We start from the raw sequence: 26,928 nt of genomic DNA, 5'->3' as shown, positions 1-26,928 counted from the left end.
GCCCGTCGAAATGTCTCCTGATCCGGCTGTGACCACCAGCCTGCGCCGCTCGCTCCTCAGGCGCCTCGCCGCGCCGCTGTCGATGCTCGCGCTGATGAGCGGCCTGATTGCCTACTGGCTCGCGTGGCAATACACGCAACACGTGATCGACCGCTCGCTCGCCGATCTCGCGACCGCCATCTCCAAACAGATCCAGATCGCCGGCCCCGACGCGCCGTTCACGGTGCCGCCGCTCGCGCAGGCGATGTTCTCGGATCCGGCCGAGGCGCTGATCTACCGGATCAGCGACGGCGAGGAGGAGCTCGCCGGCGACCCGAAGCTGCCGCTGCGCGGCATCAACGTGCGCCGCATGCATCACGCGTACGTGTTCGAGGCCGAGTACGACAATCGCGCGGTGCGGGTCGCGCAGGTACGCGTCGACAACGTCGAGGGCGGCCGGCCGATGGTGGTCGAGGTCGCGCAGCCGGTGCGGCACCGCTACCGGATCGCGGCCGAATTCCTCGTCGCAATCATGATGCCGCTGCTGCTGCTGCTGCTCGCGGGCTGGGGCATCGTGTGGCGCGTCGTGAACCAGCAGCTCGGCCCGCTCACGCATCTCGCCGACTCGCTGAACCGGCAGACCCACACGTCGCTGGAGCCGGTCGACGAAACCGACGTGCCGCTCGAGATCCGGCCGCTGACGAGCGCGATGAACGCGCTGCTCGGCCGCCTGAAGACCGCGCTCGACGCGCAGCGCAAGTTCATCGCCGATGCCGCGCACCAGTTGCGCACGCCGCTCACGGCCGTGAAGCTGCATGCCGAGCAGGCGGCCGTCGCGCGCGACCCGCAGCAGACCTACGCCGCCGTGCGCGAACTGCGCGCGGCCGCCGACCGCGCGGTGCGGCTGTCGAACCAGCTGCTGTCGCTCGCGCGGGCGGAACCGGGCGAACAGGCCGCGCGTTTCGTCGACGTCGACCTGGCCGCGATGGCGTTCGAGACGGGCGCCGAATGGGTGCCGCGCGCGCTCGCATCGCATGTCGACCTCGGCTTCCAGCGCAGCGACGAGCCCGGCGAAGACGAAACGCTGAACGTGCGCGGCAATCCCGTGCTGCTGCGCGAGGTGATCGCGAACCTGCTCGACAATGCGCTGAAATACGTGCCGCTCGCCCGGCCGGACGGGGCGCGGATCACGGTGAACGTCGCGCGCGGCGCGCTCGAGGGCGGCCAGCCGGCCGCCGAGATCGTCGTCGAGGACAACGGCCCGGGCGTGCCGGCCAATCAGCAGGCCGACCTGTTCAAGCGCTTCTTCCGCGGCGATGCGCAAAGCGGCAACGGCGTCGAGACGGGCGCAGGCCTCGGGCTCGCGATCGTGCACGACATCATCGCGATGCACGGCGGCACGGTGTCGTACGAGGATGCGTCGGAAGGCGGCTCGCGCTTCGTGGTGCGGGTGCCGCTCGCCAAGCGTACCGAGAAGCCGGCGAGCGAAACGCCGGCCGCCGCGCCGACGCACTGAGTCGCGCGCGGCGGGCCCGTATCGGGCGGGACGGCCGGCCGCGCGAGCTCGGCGCGCGGCGGCCATCCGCTGGCGAAGCAGCCGCGCTCGAGGCGCGGCCGCGCCGGTCACTTCTTCTTTTTCTTGTCCTTCGCGCCGGACTCGGACTTGCCGTCCTTCTTCTTTTTCTTCTTGCCGTCGTCGTCCGGCGTGGCGAGCAGCGTGCCGCGGCACGCGGCCGCGCCGCAATGGCACGCGTATTCGCGCTTGAGCTTCTTCGTCAGCTTCTCGTCGATCACGAGGCCATAGTCGTAGAACAGCTCCTCCTCGGGCCCGATGTCGCGCAGCGCGTGGATGAACACGCGGCCCTTGATTTCCTCGGCCTCGCAGTTCGGCGCGCACGAATGGTTGATCCAGCGCGCGCTGTTGCCGTCGACCTTGCCGTCGATCACCCCGCCCTCTTCCAGTGCGAAGTAGAACGTATGGTTTGGCTCGCTCGGGTCGTGCGGATGGCGACGCAGCGCTTCCTTCCACGAAATTCGCTCGCCCTTGTATTCCACTACGCGCTCGCCGGCCTTGATCGGCTCCACCGCGAACACGCCCTTGCCGTGTATTCCCGAGCGGCGCACCGCGATCCTGCGTGAACTCATCGAACGAATCCTTGTGAAGACGACTTGAATGGAAGACGGCCGCGGTCACGGCCCTGCGTCGCGCAAAACGAAAACGCGGCACCGGTCGGTGCCGCGTCGGGGCATGCGGCGAATCACCCGCATCCTACACGTTCGCGATTGCTTCGTTCAACATCGCGCGCAATATCGCGTGCATGACGCTCAACGCTGGCCGAATGCGATGTCGCCGAACAATGCCTTGTGCTCGCGCGGCTGCGAACGCCAGTACTGCGACGGCGCCGATACCTGCGCGCCGAGCTCGGCGGCCGCATGCCACGGCCAGCGCGGGTCGTACAGCATCGCACGCGCCATCGCGACGAAATCGGCGTCGCCCGCCTCGATCAGCCGGTTCGCATGCGCGGGGTCGCTGATGAGGCCGACCGCGATCGTCGGCATCCCGACCGCGCGCTTCACGGCCTGCGCGAACGGCACCTGGTAGCCGGGCGACAGCGGAATCTTCTGCAGCGGCGACACGCCGCCGGACGACACGTCGATCCAGTCGCAGCCGCGCTGCTTCAGTTCGTGCGCGAACGCGATCGTGTCGTCGAGCTCCCAGCCGCCCTCGACCCAGTCGGTCGCCGACACACGCACGCCGACCGGCCGGTCCGCCGGAAACGCCGCGCGCACGGTCTCGAAGATCTCGAGCGGAAAGCGCATCCGGTTCTCGCGCGAGCCGCCGTATTCGTCGGTGCGCCGGTTCGCGATCGGCGACAGGAACTGATGCAGCAGGTAGCCGTGCGCCGCATGCACTTCGATCGCATCGATGCCGAGGCGCGCGGCACGCTTCGCGGCGGCCGCGAACGCTGCGCGGATCCGGTTCAGGCCGGCCACGTCGAGCGCGAGCGGCGGCGTTTCGCCATCCTTGTGCGGCACGGCCGACGGCGCATGCGGCAGCCAGCCGCCATCGGCGACGGACACGAGCTGGCCGCCCTTCCACGGCACCTCGCTCGACGCCTTGCGCCCCGCATGCGACAGCTGCATCGCGATGCGGACCGGCGAATGCTTGCGGATCGACGCCAGCACGGGCTTGAGCGCCGCTTCGGTCACGTCGTCCCACAGACCGAGGTCGCCGGCCGTGATGCGTCCGTCCGGTTCGACGGCGGTCGCCTCGATGCACAGCAGGCCCGCGCCGGACAGCGCGAGATGGCCGAGGTGGATCATGTGCCAGTCGGTCGCCTCGCCGCGCTCGGCCGAGTACTGGCACATCGGGGAGATCACGATCCGGTTCGGAAGGGTCACGCCGCGCAGCGTGAATGGAGAAAACAGCGCAGTCATGGATGCCGCTCGCCAGGAAGGGGAAAGAGCGGACGAGCGTAGCATGCGGGCTCGAAGCCTGCTGGCGGCCGGTTCGGCGGCAAGCGGTGGTCAGGCAGGGCCGGCGTGAAGCCGGCGGCAATGGCGGTGCCGCACGCACGCGGCATGCAGCAGGGCGCCGGCCACCCTTGCCTGCGGGCCGGTCACGCGCGGTGCCGCACGCCCGGGATCAAAGCCCGACGCTGTCGAGCCACTCCGCGAACATGCGTCGCGCGGCCGTCTCCAGCGCGGGACCGTGCTGCGTGGTGTCCGCGCGCAGCCGGCACGCGTCGATGCCGGGCGTCGACGCGATTTCGCCCGCGTTGCCGATCAGCCAGGGTTCGAAGCGGTCGGCGCGGATTTCGGGATGGCATTGCAGCGCCAGCACGTGCTGCCCCCACGCGAACGCCTGGTGGCGACATGCCGGTGTCGAGGCGAGATGGATCGCGCCGCCCGGCAGGTCGAAGGTATCGCCGTGCCAGTGCAGCATCGAGGTCGCCGCGCCGTCGAGATGGCGCATCGGCGACGCGCGGCCCGCGTCGGTGAGCGTCAGCGGCGCCCAGCCGAGTTCCTTCCGGGCGGCCGGATAGACGCGCGCACCGAGCGCGCGGGCGATGAACTGCGCACCCAGGCAGATGCCGAGGATCGGCAGTCCCGCGTCGATGCGCTGGCGCACGAGCGCCGCGAGCGGCGCGATCGACGGATACTGCGCGTCGTCGTACACGCTGAGCGGCCCGCCAAGCACCACGAGCAGCGACGGCTGGAGCGCGTCGAGCACCTCGACGCGCGACGATCCGACGTCGACGTAGCGCACCCGCCGCCCGCGCTCCCCGAGCACCTGCTCGAAGCTGCCGAGGTCCTCGAAATGCACGTGGCGGATCGCCACCACTTCAGCGTTCATCATCGGCCTCCCGGTCGATCGACGGACGTCAGCCGGCGAACACCTTCCAGGTCTTCTTTTGCGTCGCCGCGTCGGCTTCTTCTTGCACCGAACAGTCGAGACGCAGATCGCTGTCGGACATCGACAGGTCGAGCGCCGCACAGTAATGCACGGTCTTCTTCGACTGCTTGCCCGGCTGGAAATGCGCGCACGTCAGGCACATGCGCTGCGGCGGCGTCGCACCGGCCACCTGCAGTTCGCGCAGCGTCTTCAGCAGCGCGCGGTACAGCGCGCCCTGCTCGTCCGCGCCGAGCTTGCCGACCGCTTTCGTCAGGAATTCCGGCCATTGCAGCGCCTTCTTCGCCGCGGTACGGCCGCGGGCCGACAGGCGCACGGCGAGCGCACGGCCGTCGTCCAGTGCGCGGCGCTTCTCGACGAGCCCCTTCGTTTCGAGCGTGCTGACGGCATCGCTGGTGGTCGCGGCCGTGAGCTGCGTCTCACGCGCGATCTCGCCGAGCCGCATCGGGCCCTTGCGTTGCAGCAGCAGCACGAGGATCTCGCCCTGCGTCGGCGTGAGGCCTGCGCCTTCCGCCCAATCCCATGCCTGGCTTCGCATGGCCGTACTCAACCGCAGCAAGCTGTGGGTCACACGTCCCGAAGCCTGATTCCCGTAAACGCCTTCGCTCATAGTCTTTTCGCTTTGCCGCCGCCCGGATTGCCGAGCAGCCGTAGTGTGGAGATCGAATGTCTATCTCAAAACAGACGCCCGTGGAAGAGCGTCGACACGGCCGTCGCGAGGCACACGCGGCGGTCGCGTTCGCGGCGACCGGTGAGACACACGTCGTTCCGGTGTCCGCAAAGCCGACATTCTAAGCGAGAGCGGAAAATCGCACAGCTAAGTTATCCCCTTCATTCTGTGGAAAATCGCTGGATAACCGGATTTTTTCGTTGTGCCGGCAATCGCTGCCGGCCCCGCGGCGCCACGCGCAACCATTTTCCTGTTCGGATCAGCCATCGTGCCGACGACACCGGTCCACCGGGTTATCCATCCCGCAGAGCGTTGACTTTGAAGCGGAATATAGGGTTATCCACAGATTTTCAGGACGACTGGCGACGCGCCGCGCACGAATCGGCGTCGACCGGCGTTCAGCGAATCGCCGCGCGGTCGAGTCCGTAATCTGCAAAACATTTTTTCATTCACGCCAGCGCAGGCACTGCTGGCGAACCGTCTCGTTCAGCGATTTTTCCTGTTTGAAAACGGTTCTCAACCACGAAGCGTCGTTCACGCGCGCCTGCGCGAGCGCGCCGATCTCGTCGAGCGCCGCGCGCGAGCCGAGCGCGGCCGCATGCGGCGCGATCCGGTCGAGCGTGTCGAGGATGTCTTCCGCGATCGTGCGGCGCTCACCGGTCTGAGGATTGACGCAGGTGCCCTCGAGCCCGAAGCGGCACGCTTCGAAACGGTTGAACGTGTAGACGAGATAGTCGTCCTCCGACAGCTTCAGCGGCCGGTCGGTCAGCAGGTAGCGCGCGAGCGTCTGGATGTAGCACGCGATCGCGGCCGCGCGATCGACCGACAGCGGCGTGTCCATCACGCGCACCTCGATCGTCCCGTAGCCGGGCTTCGGCCGGATGTCCCAGTAAAAGTCCTTCATCGAGTTGACGACGCCGGTGTTGACCATCTTCGTGAAGTACTCCTCGAAGCTGTCCCAGGTCAGCACGAACGGCGCGCGGCCCGACAGCGGGAACGCGAACACCGAATTCAGGCGCGCCGAATGGAAGCCGGTGTCGACGTTCTGCACGAACGGCGACGACGCGGACAGCGCGATGAAGTGCGGAATGAAGCGCGACATCGAGTGCAGCAGGAACAGCGCGCTGTCCGGATCGGGACAGCCGATGTGCACGTGCTGGCCGAACACGGTGAACTGCTTCGCGAGATAGCCGTACAGCTCGGAGATGTACTGGAAGCGCGGCGCGTCGTAGATCTGCCGGTCGCTCCACTGCTGGAACGCGTGCGTGCCGCCGCCGCCCAGCCCGACGTTGAGCTGGTCGGCCGCCTTCACGAGCACGTCGCGGATCGCATGCAGCTCGGAGACTGCCTGCTCGTGCGTGTGGCAGATGCCGGTCGACAGCTCGATCATGCTCTCGGTGATTTCCGGCGTGATGTTGCCGGGGAAGGTCTCGCCCTGGATCAGCCGCATCAGGTCGGATGCCGCCTTGGTCAGGTCGTAGTTGTGCGTGTTGACGACCTGGATCTCCAGTTCGACGCCGAACGTGAACGGCTCGGAATTGACGAAGGTTTCGAGTGCCATGGCAGGTTCCGGAATCAGTTTCTGTCGCTGCGTTCGCTGACCGCCGACAGGCAGCGGTACACGACGAACGGGCTGACGAGCTGCAGGATCACGATCGTGCACATCACGATCGCGCGCAGGTGCGGGTCGAAATTCGGATAGAGCTGGTAGGTGTCGTCGACGAGCAGGTACGACAGCGCGGACATCGGTGTCAGCGCGATGCCGAGCGCGACGCCCTGCTTCATCCCGAGCCCGCTCGGCTTCGCGAACACGACGACGCCGGCCAGCTTCGCGGCGAGCCGCGTGACGATCAGCGCGATCGCGAGCAGGCCGCCGAGCGCGATGTCGCCCCACGTGAACGACGTGAGCGTCAGCACGAACAGGATCACCGTCAGCAGCCAGCCGGCCGTGCCGAAATGCTCGGGCCACAGCTGCGGCCGCGCTTCGAGGTTCTTCACGATGATGCCGGCGAGCAGCAGCGTGAGCAGCGTCGACAGCTTCAGCGCCTGCGCGACCGCGATCGCGAGCATCACGAGCCCGAACAGCGCGACGAACGAATGCTCGTCGCGCATCGTCGCGGTCATGTGACGAAACAGGTAATTGCACGCCCGCGCGACCAGGTACGCGACGATGAACGAACCGACAATCAGGTAGACGGGTTGCAGGATCGTCGCGAAAACGTTCCCGTACGCTTCCTGGTGGAGCCAGCTCGTGACGAGCTTGGTCAGCACGATCGCGTACACGCTGTTCAGCGCGGTCAGCGTGATGAGGCGCTGCGACACCTGCCCTTCCGCGCGCAGTTCGGTCTTGAGCTGGATCACCATCGACGGCGACGTCGCGATCGCGATCGCCGACAGCACCAGCGCGACCATGCCCGACACGCCGAGCGCGAGCATCACGAACAGCACGAGCACGAACGTCAGCGTCGCCTCCGCGAGGCTCGATGCGATGAGCCATGGATTACGGTGTATCCATTTCAGGTCGAGACGGCTGCCGAGCTCGAACAGCAGCAGGCCGAGCGCGACGTCGATCAAGAGCCGCGAGGTTTCGTCGGTGCTCGCGTCGATCACGCCGAATCCGAACGACCCGGCCACGAGACCGATCACCGCATAGCCGGTGATGCGCGGCAGCCGCCACGCGCGATAGCACAGCTCGCCGCACAGGCCAGCCGCGAACAACGCGAGCCCGGCCCAGAACACGGCATCCGGCGAGAGCGGCCAGTTGGGCAGGAATGAGAACGCCGACTTCATCGTGGTGACTTCTCCTTTGGAAGCAATCGCCAGCGGCGCGGGGTCAAGCGTCAGAAATGAGATGCGCGCCGGCTGGGTATCGCCCCGAATGTGATTGTTGTGGTCGACGACGGCGGGACATGGGATCCGCCTCTTCCGCCATCCGGCGGAACTGTCGTTCAGGCTGCCGATCTGGATTGTCGGCCTGGTGTGTGAACGGACTGCGCAGTCTCGAAGATTCAGATTCGAAATCGTGCCGACCGTTCCATTGAAGCATGTCCGGCGCTTGGCCGAACGAACGCGAAGGAAACCGATTGTGCCACAGCTTTTTCGCTCCGGAACCGATCGAATCGGCCCGCGGGGCTGTGAGGCACCGCAGGTCTTTGGTTTCAAAGGTTTATTTGTATATATACGTAGTAGAAGTTAACAAGGCGCCCACAGTTCTGTGGATAACTTCAGTTTACGCAACAAGATCAAGGTGTTGGCGCGGCCATAACCCGTTGTACAGGTTGTTCGCTCACAGAGGTTTGAGTTGAGTAACTTTGGGGCCGTTTCACGGCTGTGCCGGGTTGCCCAGTTTACGTCCACTGTGATTGCACAAGAAGTGCGCGCGGATTCCGCCGGGTTATCCACAGCGTCGCGTGGATAACCCGGTACAGGAAAATCGAAGAACTGTGAGGATTCGACTGACGAGATCAGCCGATCCGGCGGCCGCGCAGCGCGCGGATCAGGAATCGGGCCGGGTCGACGGCGTCGGCGAGTTCGCGCTCGAGCGGCAGCGGCTCGCCTTCGAGTTGCGACGCGATCAGCTCGGCGCCGAGCGCTGCCCATACGAGGCCGCGCGAGCCGTACCCGAATGCGCCGTAGAGACCCGCGGTGCGCGGCAGGTCGCGCGCCTTCGCGCCGCTCAGCGCGCGAGCGTTCGCGACCGCCTGCGCTTCGTCGGCGAGCGGGCCGATCACCGGCACGCGGTCGGCGACGACCCAGCGAAACGCGACACGCCCGCGCAGCGCATCGACGTCGGGCGGCTCGCCGATCAGGCCCGGCAGCAGATGCCGGATGCGCTCGAGGTTTTCGATATGTCCGGTGGTGCGCATCGCACGATCGACGTCGTCCGGTTCGAACGTCGCGCCGATCAGCAGCGTGCCGTCGTCGAGCGGCACCGCGTAGCCGTCGCCGATCGCGGGGCACGGCAGCGGCGCCGTGCTGCCGGGCGGCAGCAGCGTGAGCTGGCCGCGCACCGGTTGCAGCGCGACATGCCGCAGGCCCGCGAGACGAACCGCGTCGCCCGCGTTCGCGAGTACGACGACCGGCGCTTGGGCGAGCATCGCGCCTGCCGCATCGACGGCGCGCCACGTGTCGCCATCGCGCTCGAGCCGAGCGACTTCGGTGCCGGCCAGCAGTTTCACGCGCTCGCCGGCCGCCGCCAATTGTGCTGCACACACCCCGGCCGGCCATACGGCGCCGCCGTGCGGAAACAGCAGGCCGCCGTGTGCGACCGGCAGGTTCAGATGCGCGCGGGCGGCATCGGTGTCGAGCAGCGACACGTAGTCGGACGGTGCGCCGAGCGCGTCGAACGCATCGCGCATCCGCGCGAAATCGTCGGCCGATTCCGCGAGATGGATCATTCCGTTCGTGCTGCGTGCGAACGCATGGCCGGCATTTTCGAGCGCACGCCAGCGTGCGAGTGCATGCAGGAACCCGCTGCGCGTGAGGCGGCTCGCGACGTTGTCGTCGCGCGTCATCAATGGATGGAATACACCGGCCGGATTGCCTGATGCCTCGCTCGCGATCCGCGCGTGCCGCTCGATCAGCGTGATGTTCCAGCCGCGTGCGGCGAGCCGTTCGACCATCGCGCAGCCTGCCAGGCCGGCACCGATCACGATCGCTTCGCGCGCGGCGACCGGCAACGCGCGCGGCGGTTCGTGCCGGCGCATCCGCCAGCGCGGTGCGTATTCGCCGGCGCGCAATGCGGGCTCGCCCGCGCAATCGTCGACGTCGCGACTCGTGAAACCCGTTTCCTCGAGTGCACGTTTCACGGTGTCGTCGCGCGAATGCGTTGCATAGGTCGCACCCACGCCAGCAATGCGCGCGAGTGCGCGCACCACGTCGGCCGACAGCAAATCGCCGTGCGCGGCCGACGCGACATTGCCGAGATAGAACGCATCGGCGCGCGCGACGAGCCGTTGCAGCATGTCATGCGCATCGCCGAATGCAAGCGTGAGCACCACGCGCCCTGCGTCGAATTCGAGCCGATGCAGGCCGGGCACATGCATCGGCCATGCATCGACCAGTGCCTCGGCATTTTCCGATTTAGTTGCGTCCGCAACCATGTGGGAAACGGCACGGCGCAGATCCTCGCGCGCGAACGGATGTGGTTCGATCGCGACGAAATGCAGCCGCTCGCAGCGCGCGGGATCGTCGCGCCACGCGGCCCACGTCGCGAGAAAACGGCTGCCGGTGCCGAATCCCGTCTCGACGATCGTATACGTGCGGCGGCCCTGCCAGCGGGCCGGCAGCCCGTTGCCGGCGAGCATCCGGTTCGCGTGCGCGCGTGCACGCGACGCATCGCGAGGGAGCTCGCCGTACTCGGGCGAGACGAGAATGCCGTCGTCGCGGCGGGCGAGCGTGGCGGGAACGAGTCGGTCGGGCATGCGAAACAAAAAACGTGGCAGCCAAGCCTGGCAAGGGATTGCGCGGAGGGGTCCGGCGGGCCGTTGGCAAAAGCCAACGACGTTGCACGCGGGCGGACCCGGCTGCTCATCCTGTCCGGTTGGCGCAGGTCAAAAAACGGGCAATCGACGATTCATTCGGCGAAATACCGATGAAAATCTTTGAAACCCTTGTCGTTATTGGGTTTGCGCTGCGCTATCATAGCAACGCCGTACCGCGGGGTGGCCGCCGGCAAGCCGGACGGCACGTCGCGCGGGCCAGGATTCGGCGCTGTGTCGTCGGAGTCTGACTCTCGACGGCACGGTTCGCGCACGTATAATCGGCGCGTTCGCGCTGTTCGTGTCAAACCTAACCTGAAAAAGGAACCTTAATGAACAAACAGGAACTGATCGACGCCGTCGCCGCCCAAACGGGCGCCAGCAAGGCTCAAACCGGCGAAACGCTGGACACGCTGCTCGAAGTCATCAAGAAGGCCGTGTCGAAGGGTGATGCGGTTCAGCTGATCGGCTTCGGCAGCTTCGGTTCGGGCAAGCGCGCAGCACGTACGGGCCGCAACCCGAAGACGGGCGAAACCATCAAGATCCCGGCAGCCAAGACGGTCAAGTTCACGGCTGGCAAGGCGTTCAAGGACGCCGTCAACAAGCGTTGATTCAGCGCCTGTTCCAGGAAAAAAACCCGCCGAGAGGCGGGTTTTTTGTTGGGCGCTCGCAGCATTTTCGCCACAGTTCGCGCCACTCTTGCAAGATTTAACGGTTGCTTTTCGCAGGCCGTTTTTTTACCGCGTATTACGCGTGCACGATCTGCGCGTCCGGATCTTCGTCGTCGTGCGCGTCGACATCCCATGCCGGGAACGGATCGTCGAACGCGGTCCATTGCGCCGCACCGAGCGTGAATTCCGCATCGGTGAGCAAGCATGCGTCGAGTTTCGCGCGCCATGCATCGGCATCGAGCCCGATGCCGATCAGCACGAGTTCCTGACGGCGATCGCCGACCGAACGGTCGTCGAGGTCGCCCTGCCACTCCGTGCGAATTTCGGCGAGCAACTCGTCATCGTCCGGCCATTCCGAGCGATCCTGCGCGGCCCACCAGAGGCCTGCCGGGCCATGCCGGCACACCCCGCCCGCCTGCGACAGCGAACCCGCGATGTCGTTGCGCGTCGCCAGCCAGAAGAAGCCCTTGCTGCGCAGCACGCCCGGCCACTCCTGATGCAGCAGCGCCCAGAGTCGTGCCGGATGAAACGGCCGGCGCGCGCGGTAAACAAAATTGCCGATGCCGAATTCGTCGGCTTCGCCGTGCACATGCGCATGATGCGGATCATGGCACTCGGGATCGTCGCAATGCGTGTGATCGTGATCGAGCGACGCGAGCCAGCCCGGCGCGTTCGCGGCTTCGTCGAAATCGAAGCGCCCGGTGCTCAGCACTTCGTCGAGCGGCACGTTGCCGAACGTCGACACGACCTGGTGCGCGCGCGGGTTGAGCCGCGCGAGGATGTGCTGCAGGCGCACGAGTTCGTCGGCGCCGACGAGGTCGGCCTTGTTGATCACCAGCACGTCGCAGAATTCGATCTGCTCGATCAGCAACTCGACGAGCGTGCGATCGTCTTCGTCGGACGCCGCAATGCCGCGCGTCGCGAGCGCGTCGTCGGAGCCGTAGTCGCGCAGGAAATTGTAGGCGTCGACCACGGTGACGAGCGTGTCGAGCCGTGCGACTTCCGACAGTGATGCGCCGTCGTCGTCGACGAACGTGAAGGTTTCGGCGATCGGCATCGGCTCCGCGATGCCGGTCGATTCGATCACGATCGCGTCGAAGCGGCCGTCCGCCGCGAGATTGCGGATCTCGACGAGCAGGTCGTCGCGCAGCGTGCAGCAGATGCAGCCGTTCGACATCTCGACGAGGCGTTCCTCGACGTGCGACAGCGCCTGCGCATCGCGCACGAGCGACGCGTCGATGTTGACCGCCGCGAGATCGTTGACGATCACGGCGACTTTCAGGCCCGCGCGGTTCGCGAGGATGTGATTGAGCAGCGTGGTCTTGCCGGCGCCGAGGAAACCGGACAGCACGGTGACGGGCAACGGCTGGTTCATTGCCGGATTCATAACGATTTGCACCAACGGAAAAAATGAAAAAGCGGCCGCGGCGCCCTCGCGGGGCGCGATCGGCACGGGGCCGGTCGAAACTGCGGCGTGAGATCCGCATTGTGCATCAAACGCGCGCCGGCCGAGCGGCACGGCGTCACTGCGCGGGCGGCAGCAGCTTCCACTGCGTCAGGATCGCGGCGATCTGCCGCGCATACTTGTCGCGCAGCGACGGCGTTTCGGAATGATAGGCGCCGACCGCCTGCCAGGTGTTGCCGTAGCGATTCATCTTCTGGCGCAGATGCCACGCGGCGATATAGACGTTCTTGCACGGCTCCATCAGCGTGTCGCGGCCGATGCCGTAGCGCGACAGCGCCGGCAGGTGGATCGAATTGATCTGCATCAGGCCGTAGTCGACCGAGCCGTTGGTGTTCTTGTTCTGCGCGTCGGGCCGGTTGTGCGATTCCTGCCATGCGATCGCACGGAGGATCAGCGGATTGACCTTCTGGTACCGGGCGGCTTCGTCGAAACAATCCGCGCGAGCGTTTCCGCAGGCGAACCACACGCCGGCGGCGATCAACGCGATCGAGGCGAACCGTCTGTTCATGGAGCGGAAACGAAAAGGGAATGACGCAAAAAGTCGGGAAAACCCGTGTCTGTTATACGTACGACAGGAAACGCGCCACCCGTATCATACCGACAGTCCGTCCCGTGGCGACATGCGAAAGACGGCAGCCCGTTATACCGCATTTCCGTGTCGATTCATCGCGAAACGACGGCGCTGGCCGGAATGCCGAGGCAGCGCCGAATCCTTACATATTGCATACGGCATGCCGGATACATGTCGTATGTGAGACAGTCTTCGGATCAATGTGATATTTCGGACATGAAAAACTGCTAATGTCGCGCCTTTAGGACCTGGATCCCAGCACTACCGCCGGAAGTGGCCTGAGCCGGCATCGACCCATTCATCCATGACAAGAAATCGCTTCGTTATGCGGCGCATCGCCACGACCCTGATGGTCGCCGGCATGATCGTCTCGCAGGCCGCCTACGCTCAGGTCACGCTCAATTTCGTGAATGCGGATATCGACCAGGTCGCCAAGGCGATCGGCGCCGCGACCGGCAAGACCATCATCGTCGACCCCCGTGTGAAGGGGCAGCTCAATCTCGTGGCCGAACGGCCGGTGCCGGAAGACCAGGCACTGAAGACGCTGCAATCGGCGCTGCGCATGCAGGGCTTCGCGCTGGTGCAGGATCACGGCGTGCTGAAGGTCGTGCCCGAGGCCGATGCGAAGCTGCAGGGCGTGCCGACCTATGTCGGCAATGCGCCGCAGGCGCGCGGCGACCAGGTGATCACGCAGGTGTTCGAGCTGCGCAACGAATCGGCGAACAACCTGCTGCCGGTGCTGCGGCCGCTGATCTCGCCGAACAACACGGTCACCGCCTACCCGGCGAACAACACGATCGTCGTCACCGATTACGCGGACAACGTGCGCCGCATCGCGCAGATCATCGCGGGTGTCGACAGCGCCGCGGGCGCGCAGGTTCAGGTCGTGCCGCTGCGCAACGCGAACGCGATCGACCTTGCCGCGCAGCTGCAGAAGATGCTCGACCCCGGCGCGATCGGCAACAGCGACGCGACGCTGAAGGTCTCGGTCACGGCCGACCCGCGCACCAACTCGCTGATGCTGCGCGCCTCGAGCGCCTCGCGCCTCGCGGCGGCAAAGCGCCTCGTGCAGCAGCTCGACGCGCCGAGCGCGGTGCCCGGCAACATGCACGTCGTGCCGCTGCGCAATGCCGATGCGGTGAAGCTCGCGAAGACGCTGCGCGGGATGCTCGGCAAGGGCGGCAACGACAGCGGCTCGTCCGCGTCGTCCAACGATGCGAACAGCTTCAACCAGGGCGGCGGTTCGTCGTCGAGCGGCAACTTCTCGACCGGCACGTCGGGCACCCCGCCGCTGCCGTCCGGCGGCCTCGGCGGCTCGTCTTCGTCGTCGACCTACGGCAGCGGTGCGTCGGGCAGCGGCGGGATCGGCAGCGGCGGCCTGCTTGGCGGCGACAAGGAGAAGGGCGACGACAACCAGCCGGGCGGGATGATCCAGGCCGACTCGGCGACCAACTCGCTGATCATCACCGCGTCGGACCCGGTCTACCGCAACTTGCGCTCGGTGATCGACCAGCTCGACGCACGGCGTGCGCAGGTCTATATCGAAGCGCTGATCGTCGAGCTGAATTCGACGACGCAGGGCAACCTCGGCATTCAGTGGCAGATCGCGAGCGGCCAGTTCCTCGGCGGCACGAACCTGGCGGCCGCGGCCGGCAACGTGGCGGGCAACAGCATCATCAACCTGACGACCGGCGGCACCGCGGCCACCACCGGGCTGGCCGCCAATCTCGCGAACCTGAACCAGGGCCTCAACATCGGCTGGCTGCACAACATGTTCGGCGTGCAGGGCCTCGGCGCGCTGCTGCAGTACTTCGCGGGCGTGAGCGATGCGAACGTGCTGTCGACGCCGAACCTGATCACGCTCGACAACGAGGAGGCGAAGATCGTCGTCGGCCAGAACGTGCCGATCGCGACCGGTTCGTATTCGAACCTGACGAGCGGCACGACGAGCAACGCGTTCAATACCTACGACCGTCGCGACGTCGGCCTGACGCTGCACGTGAAGCCGCAGATCACCGACGGCGGGATCCTGAAGCTGCAGCTGTACACGGAGGATTCGGCGGTCGTCAGCGGCACCACCAGCGCGCAGACCGGCCCGACCTTCACGAAGCGCTCGATCCAGTCGACGATCCTGGCCGACAACGGCGAGATCATCGTGCTCGGCGGCTTGATGCAGGACAACTACCAGGTGTCGAACAGCAAGGTGCCGCTGCTCGGCGACATCCCGTGGATCGGCCAGCTGTTCCGCTCCGAATCGAAGCAGCGGCAGAAGACCAACCTGATGGTGTTCCTGCGCCCCGTGATCATCTCCGATCGCAGCACCGCGCAGGAAGTCACGGCCAACCGCTACGACTACATCCAGGGTGTCACGGGCGCGTACAAGTCGGACAACAACGTGATCCGCGACAAGGACGATCCGGTCGTCCCGCCGATGCCGCTGGGCCCGAGCCAGGGCGGCACGCCGGCCGGGAACCTGTTCGACCTCGACAAGATGCGTCGCCAGCAGATGCAGCGTCAGGTCGCGCCGGTCCCGGCCCAGCCGCTGCCGGAGCAGACGCCCGTGCAGCCGCAGAGCGTGCCGCAGCAGTCGGTGCCGCAACAACCGCTGACCGCCACGCCGGGAGCCTCGCAGTGAGTGAAGTACTCGCGTCCTCGCCCCAGGACGGCGCGCCGGGCGAACGGCAGCCGCCGTCGCCGCTCGCCGCGCGGCTGTTGCCGTACGGCTTCGCGAAGAGCGGCCAGGTGCTGATCGCGCACCAGCTCGACGACACGCTCGAGGTATGGATCAGCGAACGCACGAACGATGCGGCGCTCGCCGAAATCGCGCGCAACTTCGGCTCGATCTCCGTGCATCGCGTGCCGGCCGACGAGCTCGCGCAGGCGATCAACCAGGCCTATGCGCGCCAGGACGGCAGCGCGGCGCAGATCGTCGGCGAGGTCGAAGGCGAAGTCGACCTGTCGCGGCTGATGCAGGACATCCCCGAAGTCGAGGATCTGCTCGAATCGGAAGACGACGCGCCGATCATCCGGATGATCAACGCGCTGCTCACGCAAGCGGCGCGCGAGCAGGCATCGGACATTCACATCGAGCCGTTCGAGAATGCGTCGGTCGTGCGGTTTCGCGTCGACGGCACGCTGCGCGACGTCGTGCGTCCGAAGAAGGCGCTGCACGGCGCGCTGATCTCGCGGATCAAGATCATGGCGCAGCTCGACATCGCCGAGAAACGCCTGCCGCAGGACGGCCGCATCACGCTGCGCGTCGGCGGCCGGCCGGTCGACGTGCGGGTGTCGACGCTTCCGACCGGGCACGGCGAGCGCGCGGTGCTGCGTCTCCTGGAAAAGGATGCGCAGCGCCTGAACCTGGAAGCGCTCGGGATGGGCCGCGACACGCTCGTCCAGTTCGACAAGCTGATCGGCCGCCCGCACGGGATCGTGCTGGTGACGGGCCCGACCGGGTCGGGCAAGACGACGACGCTGTATGCGTCGATGTCGCGGCTCGAAACCGCGACAACCAACATCATGACCGTCGAGGATCCGATCGAATACGACCTGTCCGGCATCGGCCAGACGCAGGTGAACGAGCGGATCGGGATGACCTTTGCCCGTGCGCTGCGTTCGATCCTGCGCCAGGACCCGGACGTGATCATGATCGGCGAAATCCGCGATCTCGAAACCGCGCAGATCGCGGTGCAGGCATCGCTGACGGGCCACCTCGTGCTCGCGACGCTGCACACCAACGACGCGGCATCGGCCGTCACGCGCCTGACCGACATGGGCGTCGAGCCGTACCTGCTCGCGTCGTCGCTGCTCGGCGTGCTCGCGCAGCGCCTGGTGCGCCAGCTCTGTCCGGTGTGCAAGGAAGAACGGCACGAGGAAGGCCGCACCGTGTGGCATCCGGTCGGCTGCGACAAGTGCGGGCATTCGGGCTATACGGGCCGGCGCGGCGTCTACGAACTGCTGGTGGTCGACGATTCGATCCGCACGCTGATCCACCGCAACGCGGCCGATGCGGAGATTCTCGCCGCCGGGCGCGCGGAAGGGATGCGCACGCTGCGCGACGACGCCGAGCGCTGGCTCGCGGCCGGCGCGACGTCGCTCGAGGAAGTGCTGCGCGTGACGGGAGGCGCATAGCGCGATGCCGGCATTCCGTTTCGAAGCAATCGATTCGGCGGGACGCGCGCAGAAAGGCGTGATCGATGCCGACAGTGCGCGCGGCGCGCGCGGCCAGCTGCGCACGCAGGGGCTCACGCCGCTCGTCGTCGAGCCGGCCGCCAGCGCGACCCGCGGCGCACGCTCGCAGCGGCTCGCGTTCGGCCGCAAGCTGTCGCAGCGCGAACAGGCCATCCTCACGCGCCAGCTCGCGAGCCTGCTGATCGCGGGGCTGCCGCTCGACGAGGCGCTCGGCGTGCTGACCGAGCAGGCCGAACGCGACTACATCCGCGAACTGATGGCCGCGATCCGCGCCGAGGTGCTCGGCGGCCATTCGCTCGCGAATGCGCTGGGCCAGCATCCGCGCGACTTCCCGGAAATCTATCGCGCGCTCGTCGCGGCGGGCGAGCACACCGGCAAGCTCGGCATCGTGCTGTCGCGCCTCGCCGACTACATCGAGCAGAGCAACGCGCTGAAGCAGAAGATCCTGCTGGCGTTCACGTATCCGGGGATCGTCACGCTGATCGCATTCGGCATCGTCACGTTCCTGCTGAGCTACGTCGTGCCGCAGGTCGTCAACGTGTTCGCCAGCACCAAGCAGCAGCTGCCGCTGCTGACGATCGTGATGATGGCGCTGTCGGATTTCGTGCGGCACTGGTGGTGGGCGATCCTGATCGCGGTCGCGCTCGTCGTGTGGTTCGTGAAGGCGACGCTGTCGCGCGACGGGCCCAGGCTCGCGTTCGACCGCTGGGTGCTGACCGCGCCGCTCGCGGGCAAGCTCGTGCGCGGCTACAACACGGTGCGCTTCGCGAGCACGCTCGGCATCCTGACCGCGGCCGGCGTGCCGATCCTGCGCGCGTTGCAGGCGGCCGGCGAGACGCTGTCGAACCGCGCGATGCGCGCGAACATCGACGATGCGATCGTGCGCGTGCGCGAAGGCTCCGCGCTGTCGCGCGCGCTGAACAACGTGAAGACGTTTCCGCCGGTGCTCGTGCACCTGATCCGTTCCGGCGAGGCGACGGGCGACGTGACGACGATGCTCGACCGCGCGGCGGAAGGCGAGGCGCGCGAGCTCGAGCGGCGCACGATGTTCCTGACGAGCCTGCTCGAGCCGCTCCTGATCCTGGCGATGGGCGGCATCGTGCTCGTGATCGTGCTGGCCGTGATGCTGCCGATCATCGAGCTGAACAACATGGTGCAGTGACGGCCTGACCGCCGGTCAGGCCACCACCGTTCAACGCATGTAGATCGCGGGGGACGGCGTGTTCGCGGGGAGCTGGACTTCGGCGCGTGCGCCGTTGCGGTCGACGATGATCGAGCGGCTGCGGACTTCGGCGAGCTTCGCGCCGGGCGTGAGCTCGGTGCCGAGCGACACGGCACGCGGCGGTTCGCCACCGATACCGACGATCGCGGCGGCGCCACGATCGAGCGAGAGAATGCCGAACAGGTGGATGTCCTGTACGGGATTCTTGTCGAGCTGTCCGCCGAAGAGCGCGGCGGCGTCCTCGGTGCGGATCGGCAATCGCGCGGCGGCGGCGGGCAGCGGCGCTTCGCGGGCGGACAGCGTGACGACCCAGTAGGTGGCCGTCGCGCACAAACCCGCGAAGAGGGCGAGGGAGAGGATCCGGATCGAGAGCGCGTTCATGCGCGCTATTGTACGGATGTATATGAAATTTGCGTTGGGTGAAAGCCCTCGGCAATGCGCGCCTTACAATGCGTGCTCCGCGCCCGGGGTATCGGAAGCTTGCTGTCAGGCAATCGTCCGGAATGCGCCGGGTGCGTCACTCAATCGACGATATTTTTTGGAAAGAGGTAGTCAGTCATGCAAACGTGGATCACTCGCCGTAATGCGGCCGTGCGCCGTCAGCGCGGTTTCACGCTGATCGAGATCATGGTGGTGGTCGCGATCCTCGGGATCCTGGCGGCACTGATCGTGCCGAAGATCATGAGCCGTCCCGACGAGGCGCGCCGTATCGCCGCGAAGCAGGACATCGGCACGGTCATGCAGGCGCTCAAGCTGTACCGTCTCGACAACGGCCGCTATCCGACCCAGGAGCAGGGCCTGAACGCGCTGATCCAGAAGCCGTCCACCGATCCGATCCCGAACAACTGGAAGGACGGCGGCTATCTCGAGCGTCTGCCGAACGATCCGTGGGGTAACGGGTACAAGTACCTGAACCCGGGCGTGCACGGCGAGATCGACGTGTTCAGCTACGGCGCCGACGGCAAGGAAGGCGGGGAAAGCAACGATTCCGACATCGGTTCGTGGCAGTAAGCCTGCGCTGACCGGCCCCACACCCGTTCCCGCTTGTCAATTTCATGCCCGCCCTTCGCACGTCCTTGCGCTCCGCTCGCGCTCGCCGCGACGACCGCGTGTGTCGCGGCGCGGCCGCGGCACGCGCGCACGCACGCGGTTTCACGCTGCTCGAGATGCTGGTCGTGCTCGTGATCGCGGGCCTGCTGGTGTCGCTCGCGTCGCTGTCGCTGACGCGTAACCCGCGCACCGACCTGCGCGAGGAAGCGCAGCGCATCGCGCTGCTGTTCGAGACGGCCGGCGACGAAGCGCAGGTGCGCGCGCGCCCGATCGCGTGGCAGCCGACCGAGCACGGCTTCCGTTTCGACGTAAGCTCGCCCGACGGCTGGCGCACGCTGCGCGACGACCTGCTGCGCCCGCGTGACTGGGACGGCGGCGTCACGGGCGCCGATATCGATTATCCGGGGGCCGACACGCGCGCGAGCCGCGTCGTGTTCGGCACCGAAAGCATCGACACGCCGGTACGCGTGACGCTGCATTCGGCGGTCGGCAGCGCGACGATCGTCGGCACCGGCAACGGCCGCTACGAGGTGCAATGACGATGCGTCGTCGCCTGCCCTTCCCGGCTTCTTCTTCCCAAGGCTTCACGATGATCGAGGTGCTGGTCGCGCTCGCGATCATCGCGGTCGCGCTCGCCGCGTCGATCCGCGCGGTCGGGACGATGGCGACCAATGCATCCGACCTCCACCGCCGGCTGCTCGCCGGCTGGAGTGCCGACAACGCGCTCGCGCAGCTGCGGCTCACGCATGCGTGGCCGGAGGTCGGCGAGCAGAGCTTCGATTGCTCGCAAGGCAACGTGCAGCTGATGTGCACGCAGCGCGTGAGCACGACGCCGAACCCGGTGTTCCGGCGCGTGCAGGTGTCGGTGAGCATGCCGGGGCGCGCCGGCGTGCTCGCGCAAATGGTGACGGTGGTCGCGAATGAAACCAGCCGTCCGCTCTGACGCGCCGATGCGGCGCCGGCCCGTGCGCTCCGTCGGCTCGCGCCGCGTGCGGGGCTTCACGCTGATCGAACTGATGATCGCGATCGCGATCCTCGCGGTGGTCGCGATCCTCTCGTGGCGCGGGCTCGACCAGATCATGCGCGGCCGCGACAAGGTCGCGTCCGCGACGGAAGACGAGCGCGTGTTCGCGCAGATGTTCGACCAGATGCGCATCGACGCGCGGCTCGCCGCGACCGACGACGAAGCCGGCCAGCCGGCGATCGGCGTCGCCGGCAACACGCTGCAGATCGTCCGCGAACTCGACGTGCCGGGCGCCGCGCCGCGGCTGCAGGTGGTCCGCTACCGGATCGCCGGCGGGCGTGTGGTGCGCTATGTGTCGCCGCCGCTCGACGACGCGAACCGCTTGCGCGACGTGCTGAAGGACAGCAGCGTCGACGGCTGGAGCTGGGTGGCGCTGATGGGCGGGGTCGGTGCGATCGACGCGAAGCTGTACGTGCCGCGCGTCGGCTGGACCACCAACCTGCAGACGGCCAACGACGCGCTGTCGCAGAACAACGATGCGCTGAAGGTGCCGCAGATCGGCAACGCGCCGCCGGCGCGCGCGGTGACGGGGCTGCAGGTCAGCATCGGCGCGACGTCGCTGCGCGTGCCCGTCACGCGCATCTTCCTCGTCGGGGAATGACGATGCGCACGCGCCCTCCCCGTTCCCGCTTCGCCGCACGCGCGCACGCACGCCGCGAGCGCGGCGCGGCGATCATCACTGCGCTGCTCGTCGTCGCGCTGTCGGCGATCCTCGTGTCGGGGATGCTGTGGCGCCAGCAGGTGCAGATTCGCCGGATCGAGAACCAGCGCGTGATCGCGCAGGCGCAGTGGGTCGCGCGCGGCGCGCTCGACTGGACGCGCATGATCCTGCGCTCCGAAGGCGACACGGCGCCCGGCATCACCTATCTCGGCGGGATCTGGGCCGTGCCGATCGCGAAGACCAAGCTGTCGGACTTCCTCGGCCGGATCGGCGCGCCGAACGACAACGGCGGCGAAGACACCTATATCTCCGGATCGATCGAGGACGCGCAGGCGAAGTACAACCTGCGCAACCTCGTGTCGTCGCCGGCGCCCGGCGTGCTGCAGCTCAACGTGCTGCAGCTCCAGGCGTTCCAGCGGCTGCTGGCGACGCTCGGCTACGACGGCGCGCTCGCGAAGCGGATCGCGCTGCAGATGCGCGCGGGCCTGATGCATTCCGCGACACGCTTCCAGACGCCGACGCTGCCCGGCGCCGGTACGGCAGCGACCGCGCCGGTGGCCGGCGGCGACCTGCAGGCCGGCAACTTCACCGACGAACCGGGGATGTCCGACGGCGACCGCGGGCCCGCGCCGCTCGTGATGACGGGCGTCGACAGCCTGCTCGACGTGGACGGCGTGACGCCCGAGATGGTCGCGCGGCTGCGCCCGTTCGTCACCGTGCTGCCGACCACGACCCCGGTGAACATGAACACGGCGCCGGCCGAGGTGATCGCGGCGCTGGTGCCGGGGATGAGCGTGTCGTCCGCGCAGGCGCTCGTGTCGCGCCGCGAGACCGTGTTTTTCCGCAACGTCGGCGACGTGCAGCTCGCGCTGCGCGGCGCCGGCGCGCCGAACGTGACGATCGACTCGAGCCTCGTCGACGTCAATTCCGGTTACTTCATCGTGCATGGCCGGATCCAGCACGATCGCGCGGAGGTGGATCGCACCTCGCTCGTGTATCGTGATCCGACCACGCACTCGACGCGGGTCGTGCGCATCCGCGACCAGCTATAACGACGCCATTCGGGAGAGGAGCTCTTGAGCACGCTGATTGTTTCTTTGCCGCCGCGCGAGCCGGCCGTGCCGTTGCAGGAGTGGCAGTGGCCCGAGCTGCCGTTCACGCTCGTGGACAAGGCCGGCCAGGTGCAGCGCGCGGGCCGCGCCGCGCTCGCGCTGCTGCCGCGCGCGAACGCGACGCTGCTGATCGTCGCCGCGCGCGACGTGCTGCTGCTGGCCGCGACCGTGCCGCCGCTCAAGGGGCCGAAGCTGCGCCAGGCGCTGCCCAACATCGTCGAGGATCAGCTGATCCAGGATCCGCTCGGCTGCCATATCGCGCTCGATCCGGTCGCATTGCCCGACGGCCGACGCGTGCTCGCCGTCGTCGACCGGGCGTGGTTCCGCACGATCTGCGACGCGTTCATCGGGGCCGGCCACCGGCGCCTGGGCGCGGTGCCCGCGACGCGCTGCCTGCCCGCGCCGCGCGCGTCGGCGCCAGCGCCGCTCGATGCGCCTGCCGACGGTGAGGCCGTCAAGGCCGACGCGATCGCGGACGCGGTCGAGCCGGCCGCCCGCCCGGCGACGGTGGCCGCGGTGCTCGGCCTCGCGACGGCGGTCGAACCCGCGCTCGTCGAAGCCGGCGCGCAGCCGGCCGCGCCCGGTGCGCGGCGCCTCGAACTCGCGGTCGCGCGTGGCGCGCTCGGCGAAGGTTTCGCGGCGCCCGCGTCGCGTGCCGGCGGCACGCTGGCCGCGCTCGCGGGCGGCGGCGACGTCGAACTGTACGAACTCGGCGAGCCGGGCGCGGAGCCGCGCCTCGCGTCGGTCGGACGCGCCGACGGCCCGCTGCTGCCGGGCGCGCAACCGCTGTCGTTCGACGCGTTCGCGCGGCGTGCGCTGACCGAGCGCTTCGATCTGTGCCAGTTCGAATTCGAATCGCAGCCGTGGCGCTTCGACCGCGCGACGGTGAAGCGCCTGCGCGTGCCGATCGCACTCGCCGCGGCAACGCTCGGCGTCGCGGTGATCGGGATGAACCTGCACTGGTGGAAGCTGTCGCGCGAGCGAGATGCGCTGTCCGCGCAGATCACCGAGACGCTCCTGTCCGCCTTCCCGAAGACGACGACGGTGCTCGATCCGCCCGCGCAGATGCAGCGCCAGCTCGACCAGCTGCGCCTCGCGGCGGGCGAGCTGTCGCCGAACGATTTCCTCGCGCTGTCGAGCGGGCTGTCGCGTTCGATGGGCGCGCTGCCGCTGAACGGAATCGCATCGCTCGATTATCACGACCGGCGGCTCGACGTCGGCTTCAAGCCGGAGGTCAAGGTCGACCCCGATTTCCCGCAGCGTCTCGCGCGCAACGGGCTGACCGGCGAAGTCGACAGCAGCACCGGCAAATGGACCATCCGGAGCCGTTCATGAAGATGGAACAACTGAACCAGACGCTGGCCCAGTTCTGGGGCGAGCGCACGCCGCGCGAGCGTACGCTGCTCGGCTGGGGCGGCGCCGTGCTGGCCGTCGCGATCGCGTATTCGGTGCTGTGGTCGCCCGCGCAGGAAGGCCGCGCGCGCATCCGGCACGCGCTGCCGACGATGCGCGGCGAGCTCGCGCAGATGACCGCGCAGGCCAACGAGGCGAAGTCGCTGACGGCCGCCGCGCAAGGCGTCGCGCCGACCGGCCTCGCGCTGAAGGACGCGCTCACCGCCTCGCTGTCCGATCACGGGCTGCAGGGCGCGCAGGTGCAGGTCGTCGGCAACGGCGTGCAGATCCAGATGAAGAACGTGCCGTTCCCGGTGTGGACGCAGTGGCTCGACGACGCGCGCCGGCAGTTCAAGGTGCAGGTCGGCGAAGCGCACGTGACCGCGCTGAAGGAAGACGGCCAGGTCGACCTGACGGCCGTGATGCAACCCTCGACGCAGAAATGACGCAGTGGATGAAACCAGCGGCGGCCAGCCGATGAGGCCGGGACTCAGGCGGCTCGTCGCCGCGCTGCCGTGGCTGGCGGCAGGCGGGCTCGCGACGGTGCTGACGCTCGTCGCACTCGCGCCGGCCGCGTGGATCGCGCCGCAGTTCGCGCGCGCGACCGGCGGGCACGTGAACCTCGTCGATCCGGACGGATCGCTGTGGCACGGTTCGGGCACGCTGATGCTCGCGCCGGGCGCGGACCAGGGCGCGGCGACGCTGCTGCCGGGCCGGGTCCAATGGACCACGCGCTTCTGGCCGCTGCTGACCGGACGCGTGCAGATGCGCATGCGGCAGACCGAGGCGATGCCCGACGCCGTCACGCTCGACGCGACGTGGCGCGGCGCGGTGCTGTCGGCGGGCGCGATGGCCGTGCCCGCGTCGCTGCTCGCGGGGCTCGGCACGCCGTTCAACACGCTCGACCTGCAGGGCGACGTGCGGCTCGGCTGGACCGACTGGCGGATGATCGGCAACAACGCGTTCGGCCAGCTGACGGTGACGATCGATTCGATGAGTTCGCGCGTGTCGCGCGTGAAGCCGCTCGGGTCGTACCGCGCGGTACTGCAGGCGAAGGGTTCGGGCGCCGATCTCGACCTGTCGACGACGCAGGGCCCGCTGTTCCTCGACGGGCACGGCAGCTTCGGCCCCGGCCAGGGTTCGTTTCGCGGTACCGCGCATGCGGCGCCCGAGCAGCAGCCTAACCTCGCGGGGCTGCTGAACCTGCTCGGCCATCCGATCGGCGACAACCAGGTGACGCTCACCTTCGGCGACGCGATGCGCTGAAGCACGCGGCGCCCTCTCCCTTTCCTTCCTACTTCTGCGCGAGCGGCACGGCGGCCGACGGTGCGGTCGCGGACGGCGCCGCCGCACCGGACGCCGGCGCCGGTGCGGGCGCAGCCATGTCGCCCGTTTCGCGCGCCATGTCCGACGCATCCCAACTGCCGCCGAGCGCCTTCACGAGCCCGACCGACGACACCATCCGCTGCCCGGCGATCGTCGCGAGCTTCTGCTGCGCGGTGAACGCGGTGGTCTGCGCGGTCAGCACGTTCAGGTAGGCGACCGTGCCGGCCTTGTACTGGTTCGTGACGATCGCGAGTGCGTGCTCGGCGCTGTCGACGGCCTGCCGCTGCACGTCGACTTCCTGCGCGAGGATGCGCTGCGACGCGAGGTTGTCCTCGACGTCCTGGAACGCGGTGAGTACCGCGAGGCGATACGCGGCGACGTCCTGGTCGTAGGTCGCGCGTGCGGCATCGGTCTGCGCGGCGCGCAGGCCGGCGTCGAACAGCGTCGCCGCGAGTTGCGGGCCGACCGTCCAGAACCGCGCGGGCAGCGTGAACAGTTGCGACCACACCGAGCTCTGGAAGCCGCCGGTGGCCGACAGCGTGAGCGTCGGGAAGAACGCGGCGATCGCGACGCCGATCTGCTCGTTCGCGGCGGCCGCGCGGCGCTCGGCCGCCGCGATGTCGGGCCGGCGCTCCAGCAGCGCGGACGGCACGTCGACCGGCGTGATCGGCGGTTGCGCCGTGAGCGGGTTCGGCGGCAGCGAAAACGTCGACGCCGGTTCGCCGATCAGCGTTGCGATCGCATGCTCGTACTGCGCGCGTGCGACGCCGTTGTCGATCGACGCGGCCTGTGCGCTCTGCAGCTGCGTCTGCGCCTGGATCACGTCCGCACGCGCGGCGACGCCCTGCGCGTACTGGTTCTGCGTGAGCTTCAGCGATTCGCCGTACGACTTCACGGTGTCGTCGAGCAGCTTCTGCAGCGCATCGGACGTGCGCAGCTGGAAGTAGGTCTGCGCGAGCAGCGCCTGCTGCGACAGCCGCGCGTTCGCGAGATCGGCCGCGGCGGCCGCTTCGCCGGCGCGCTGCGCGCTGACGCTGCGGCTCACCTTGCCCCACAGGTCGGGCTCCCAGCTCGCGTCGAGGCCGACGCTGTAGCTGTTGCTGATCGACGAACTGCTGCCGAAGCTCGACGTGCTCGACGACGTTGACGTGCGGCCCGCGCGTGAGCGCGAGCCCGACGCGCTCAGCCCGACGGTCGGGAAATACGCGGCGCGGGCCTCGGTGACGAGCGCGCGGGCCTGCCGGTACGCGGCGGCCGATTGCGCGATGGTCTGGTTCGATGTGTTGAGCTTGCCGATCAGCGCGTCGAGTTGCGGATCGTCGTAGACAGTCCACCACGGGCCGCGGTCGGTCCGGTCGGCGGGCTGCGCGACCTTCCAGCCGGGCGGCGCTTCCTTGAAGGCGGCGGGGATCGACGTGTCGGGCCGGTGATAGTCGGGCCCGACGGCGCAGCCGGCGAGCAGCACGGCCGTCGCAACGGCGACGGCGGCGCTCAGCGGGCGAAGGGCGCGCGGGAGGGGGGCGTACGGCATCGTGGTTTTCCTGTCTGGGCGGGACGGCCGGCGGGCGGCGTCGCGCGGTGCGGTGATTCTGCCGCTGGCGGACAAATGGTAACTGACGGCGGGAAAGCCGCGCAGCCCCAAGGGTACGGTGCGCGGCGGCACGCATGTGTTACCGGCACGGCCGGCCGGTTTACCGGCC

24 protein-coding genes are annotated in these 26,928 nt (G+C 68.1%); 13 read left to right on the top strand and 11 right to left on the bottom strand.

Features of this window, described 5'->3' with window-relative positions; genetic code table 11:
- Nucleotides 1-10 precede the first annotated feature (10 nt).
- The gene (locus DIE21_RS21820; RefSeq protein ID WP_124499669.1) at nt 11-1,495 is read left to right on the top strand and encodes a sensor histidine kinase; all 1,485 of its coding nucleotides are present in this window, start codon (nt 11-13) and stop codon (nt 1,493-1,495) included.
- A gap of 107 nt (nt 1,496-1,602) precedes the next feature.
- On the opposite strand, the gene DIE21_RS21815 is transcribed toward DIE21_RS21820, so the two are convergent.
- From DIE21_RS21815 to mnmC, 7 genes are all read right to left on the bottom strand, one after another.
- Nucleotides 1,603-2,124: an SET domain-containing protein gene (locus DIE21_RS21815; protein WP_124499668.1), complete on the bottom strand. Its 522-nt coding sequence runs from the start codon at nt 2,122-2,124 to the stop codon at nt 1,603-1,605.
- A gap of 180 nt (nt 2,125-2,304) precedes the next feature.
- Entirely contained in the window at nt 2,305-3,417 is a 1,113-nt protein-coding gene (locus DIE21_RS21810) for an NADH:flavin oxidoreductase/NADH oxidase (RefSeq protein WP_124499667.1), read from the bottom strand.
- Nucleotides 3,418-3,625: 208 nt separating this feature from the next.
- Complete coding sequence (locus DIE21_RS21805; RefSeq protein ID WP_124499718.1) at nt 3,626-4,336, bottom strand: glutamine amidotransferase; 711 nt, start codon at nt 4,334-4,336, stop codon at nt 3,626-3,628.
- Nucleotides 4,337-4,364: 28 nt separating this feature from the next.
- Entirely contained in the window at nt 4,365-5,003 is a 639-nt protein-coding gene (locus tag DIE21_RS21800) for a MarR family winged helix-turn-helix transcriptional regulator (protein ID WP_124499666.1), read from the bottom strand.
- 505 nt (nt 5,004-5,508) lie between these two features.
- Nucleotides 5,509-6,624, bottom strand: a complete 1,116-nt coding sequence (locus DIE21_RS21790; RefSeq protein ID WP_124499665.1) for a YbdK family carboxylate-amine ligase — start codon at nt 6,622-6,624, stop codon at nt 5,509-5,511.
- Nucleotides 6,625-6,638: 14 nt separating this feature from the next.
- Nucleotides 6,639-7,853: a cation:proton antiporter gene (locus DIE21_RS21785; protein ID WP_124499664.1), complete on the bottom strand. Its 1,215-nt coding sequence runs from the start codon at nt 7,851-7,853 to the stop codon at nt 6,639-6,641.
- Nucleotides 7,854-8,527: 674 nt separating this feature from the next.
- On the bottom strand, nt 8,528-10,486 hold the full coding sequence (gene mnmC, locus DIE21_RS21770; RefSeq protein WP_124499662.1) for a bifunctional tRNA (5-methylaminomethyl-2-thiouridine)(34)-methyltransferase MnmD/FAD-dependent 5-carboxymethylaminomethyl-2-thiouridine(34) oxidoreductase MnmC: 1,959 nt from the start codon (nt 10,484-10,486) through the stop codon (nt 8,528-8,530).
- A gap of 389 nt (nt 10,487-10,875) precedes the next feature.
- Between mnmC and DIE21_RS21765 the strand changes: the two genes are divergently transcribed.
- Nucleotides 10,876-11,154, top strand: a complete 279-nt coding sequence (locus DIE21_RS21765) for an HU family DNA-binding protein (protein ID WP_006401505.1) — start codon at nt 10,876-10,878, stop codon at nt 11,152-11,154.
- Nucleotides 11,155-11,290: 136 nt separating this feature from the next.
- Here the strand turns inward: DIE21_RS21765 and DIE21_RS21760 are convergent, their stop codons facing one another.
- Nucleotides 11,291-12,601 (bottom strand): GTP-binding protein, encoded by a 1,311-nt coding sequence (locus DIE21_RS21760; RefSeq protein ID WP_124499661.1) that lies wholly within the window; start codon nt 12,599-12,601, stop codon nt 11,291-11,293.
- Nucleotides 12,602-12,737: 136 nt separating this feature from the next.
- The gene (locus DIE21_RS21755; RefSeq protein WP_124499660.1) at nt 12,738-13,187 is read right to left on the bottom strand and encodes a lytic transglycosylase domain-containing protein; all 450 of its coding nucleotides are present in this window, start codon (nt 13,185-13,187) and stop codon (nt 12,738-12,740) included.
- A gap of 367 nt (nt 13,188-13,554) precedes the next feature.
- On the opposite strand from DIE21_RS21755, the gene gspD reads away from it, so the two are divergent.
- From gspD to gspF, 3 genes are read left to right on the top strand one after another with little or no spacing between them, the layout of a single operon-like run.
- Nucleotides 13,555-15,885 (top strand): type II secretion system secretin GspD, encoded by a 2,331-nt coding sequence (gene gspD / locus DIE21_RS21750; RefSeq protein WP_124499659.1) that lies wholly within the window; start codon nt 13,555-13,557, stop codon nt 15,883-15,885.
- Complete coding sequence (gspE, locus tag DIE21_RS21745; RefSeq protein WP_124499658.1) at nt 15,882-17,381, top strand: type II secretion system ATPase GspE; 1,500 nt, start codon at nt 15,882-15,884, stop codon at nt 17,379-17,381. The genes gspD and gspE overlap by 4 nt, the downstream gene beginning before the upstream one ends.
- A 4-nt stretch (nt 17,382-17,385) precedes the next feature.
- Nucleotides 17,386-18,603, top strand: coding sequence for a type II secretion system inner membrane protein GspF (gene gspF, locus DIE21_RS21740; protein ID WP_124499657.1), 1,218 nt, complete (start codon nt 17,386-17,388; stop codon nt 18,601-18,603).
- A 30-nt stretch (nt 18,604-18,633) separates the two neighbouring features.
- On the opposite strand, the gene DIE21_RS21735 is transcribed toward gspF, so the two are convergent.
- On the bottom strand, nt 18,634-19,044 hold the full coding sequence (locus DIE21_RS21735; RefSeq protein ID WP_124499656.1) for a general secretion pathway protein GspC: 411 nt from the start codon (nt 19,042-19,044) through the stop codon (nt 18,634-18,636).
- Between the two features lie 177 nt (nt 19,045-19,221).
- Here DIE21_RS21735 and gspG point away from each other — a divergent pair, with 177 nt between their 5' ends.
- The 8 genes from gspG to DIE21_RS21695 are packed head-to-tail and all read left to right on the top strand — an operon-like array spanning nt 19,222 to nt 25,168.
- Nucleotides 19,222-19,674: a type II secretion system major pseudopilin GspG gene (gspG, locus tag DIE21_RS21730; RefSeq protein ID WP_124499655.1), complete on the top strand. Its 453-nt coding sequence runs from the start codon at nt 19,222-19,224 to the stop codon at nt 19,672-19,674.
- A gap of 44 nt (nt 19,675-19,718) precedes the next feature.
- On the top strand, nt 19,719-20,252 hold the full coding sequence (locus DIE21_RS21725; RefSeq protein ID WP_124499654.1) for a GspH/FimT family pseudopilin: 534 nt from the start codon (nt 19,719-19,721) through the stop codon (nt 20,250-20,252).
- A 2-nt stretch (nt 20,253-20,254) separates the two neighbouring features.
- On the top strand, nt 20,255-20,656 hold the full coding sequence (gene gspI / locus DIE21_RS21720) for a type II secretion system minor pseudopilin GspI (protein ID WP_409364644.1): 402 nt from the start codon (nt 20,255-20,257) through the stop codon (nt 20,654-20,656).
- The gene (locus DIE21_RS21715; protein ID WP_124499652.1) at nt 20,634-21,338 is read left to right on the top strand and encodes a type II secretion system protein J; all 705 of its coding nucleotides are present in this window, start codon (nt 20,634-20,636) and stop codon (nt 21,336-21,338) included. The genes gspI and DIE21_RS21715 overlap by 23 nt, the downstream gene beginning before the upstream one ends.
- 2 nt (nt 21,339-21,340) lie before the next feature.
- Nucleotides 21,341-22,450, top strand: coding sequence for a type II secretion system minor pseudopilin GspK (gene gspK / locus DIE21_RS21710; RefSeq protein WP_124499651.1), 1,110 nt, complete (start codon nt 21,341-21,343; stop codon nt 22,448-22,450).
- 24 nt (nt 22,451-22,474) lie between these two features.
- Nucleotides 22,475-23,845, top strand: a complete 1,371-nt coding sequence (gspL, locus tag DIE21_RS21705; RefSeq protein ID WP_124499650.1) for a type II secretion system protein GspL — start codon at nt 22,475-22,477, stop codon at nt 23,843-23,845.
- Nucleotides 23,842-24,348 (top strand): type II secretion system protein GspM, encoded by a 507-nt coding sequence (gene gspM / locus DIE21_RS21700; RefSeq protein ID WP_124499649.1) that lies wholly within the window; start codon nt 23,842-23,844, stop codon nt 24,346-24,348. Before gspL ends, gspM begins: the two co-directional genes overlap by 4 nt.
- A 31-nt stretch (nt 24,349-24,379) precedes the next feature.
- A complete protein-coding gene (locus tag DIE21_RS21695) occupies nt 24,380-25,168 on the top strand; it encodes a type II secretion system protein N (protein ID WP_124499717.1) in 789 nt (262 codons plus the stop codon).
- A gap of 28 nt (nt 25,169-25,196) precedes the next feature.
- Here DIE21_RS21695 and DIE21_RS21690 read toward each other — a convergent pair whose 3' ends face one another.
- Nucleotides 25,197-26,759 (bottom strand): efflux transporter outer membrane subunit, encoded by a 1,563-nt coding sequence (locus DIE21_RS21690; RefSeq protein ID WP_124499648.1) that lies wholly within the window; start codon nt 26,757-26,759, stop codon nt 25,197-25,199.
- Between the last annotated feature and the right edge of the window lie 169 nt (nt 26,760-26,928).

Origin of the sequence: Burkholderia sp. Bp9140 (genome assembly GCF_003853425.1) — a bacterium.
Taxonomy (GTDB): Bacteria; Pseudomonadota; Gammaproteobacteria; order Burkholderiales; family Burkholderiaceae; genus Burkholderia.
This window is presented reverse-complemented; position numbering and strand designations above follow the sequence as displayed.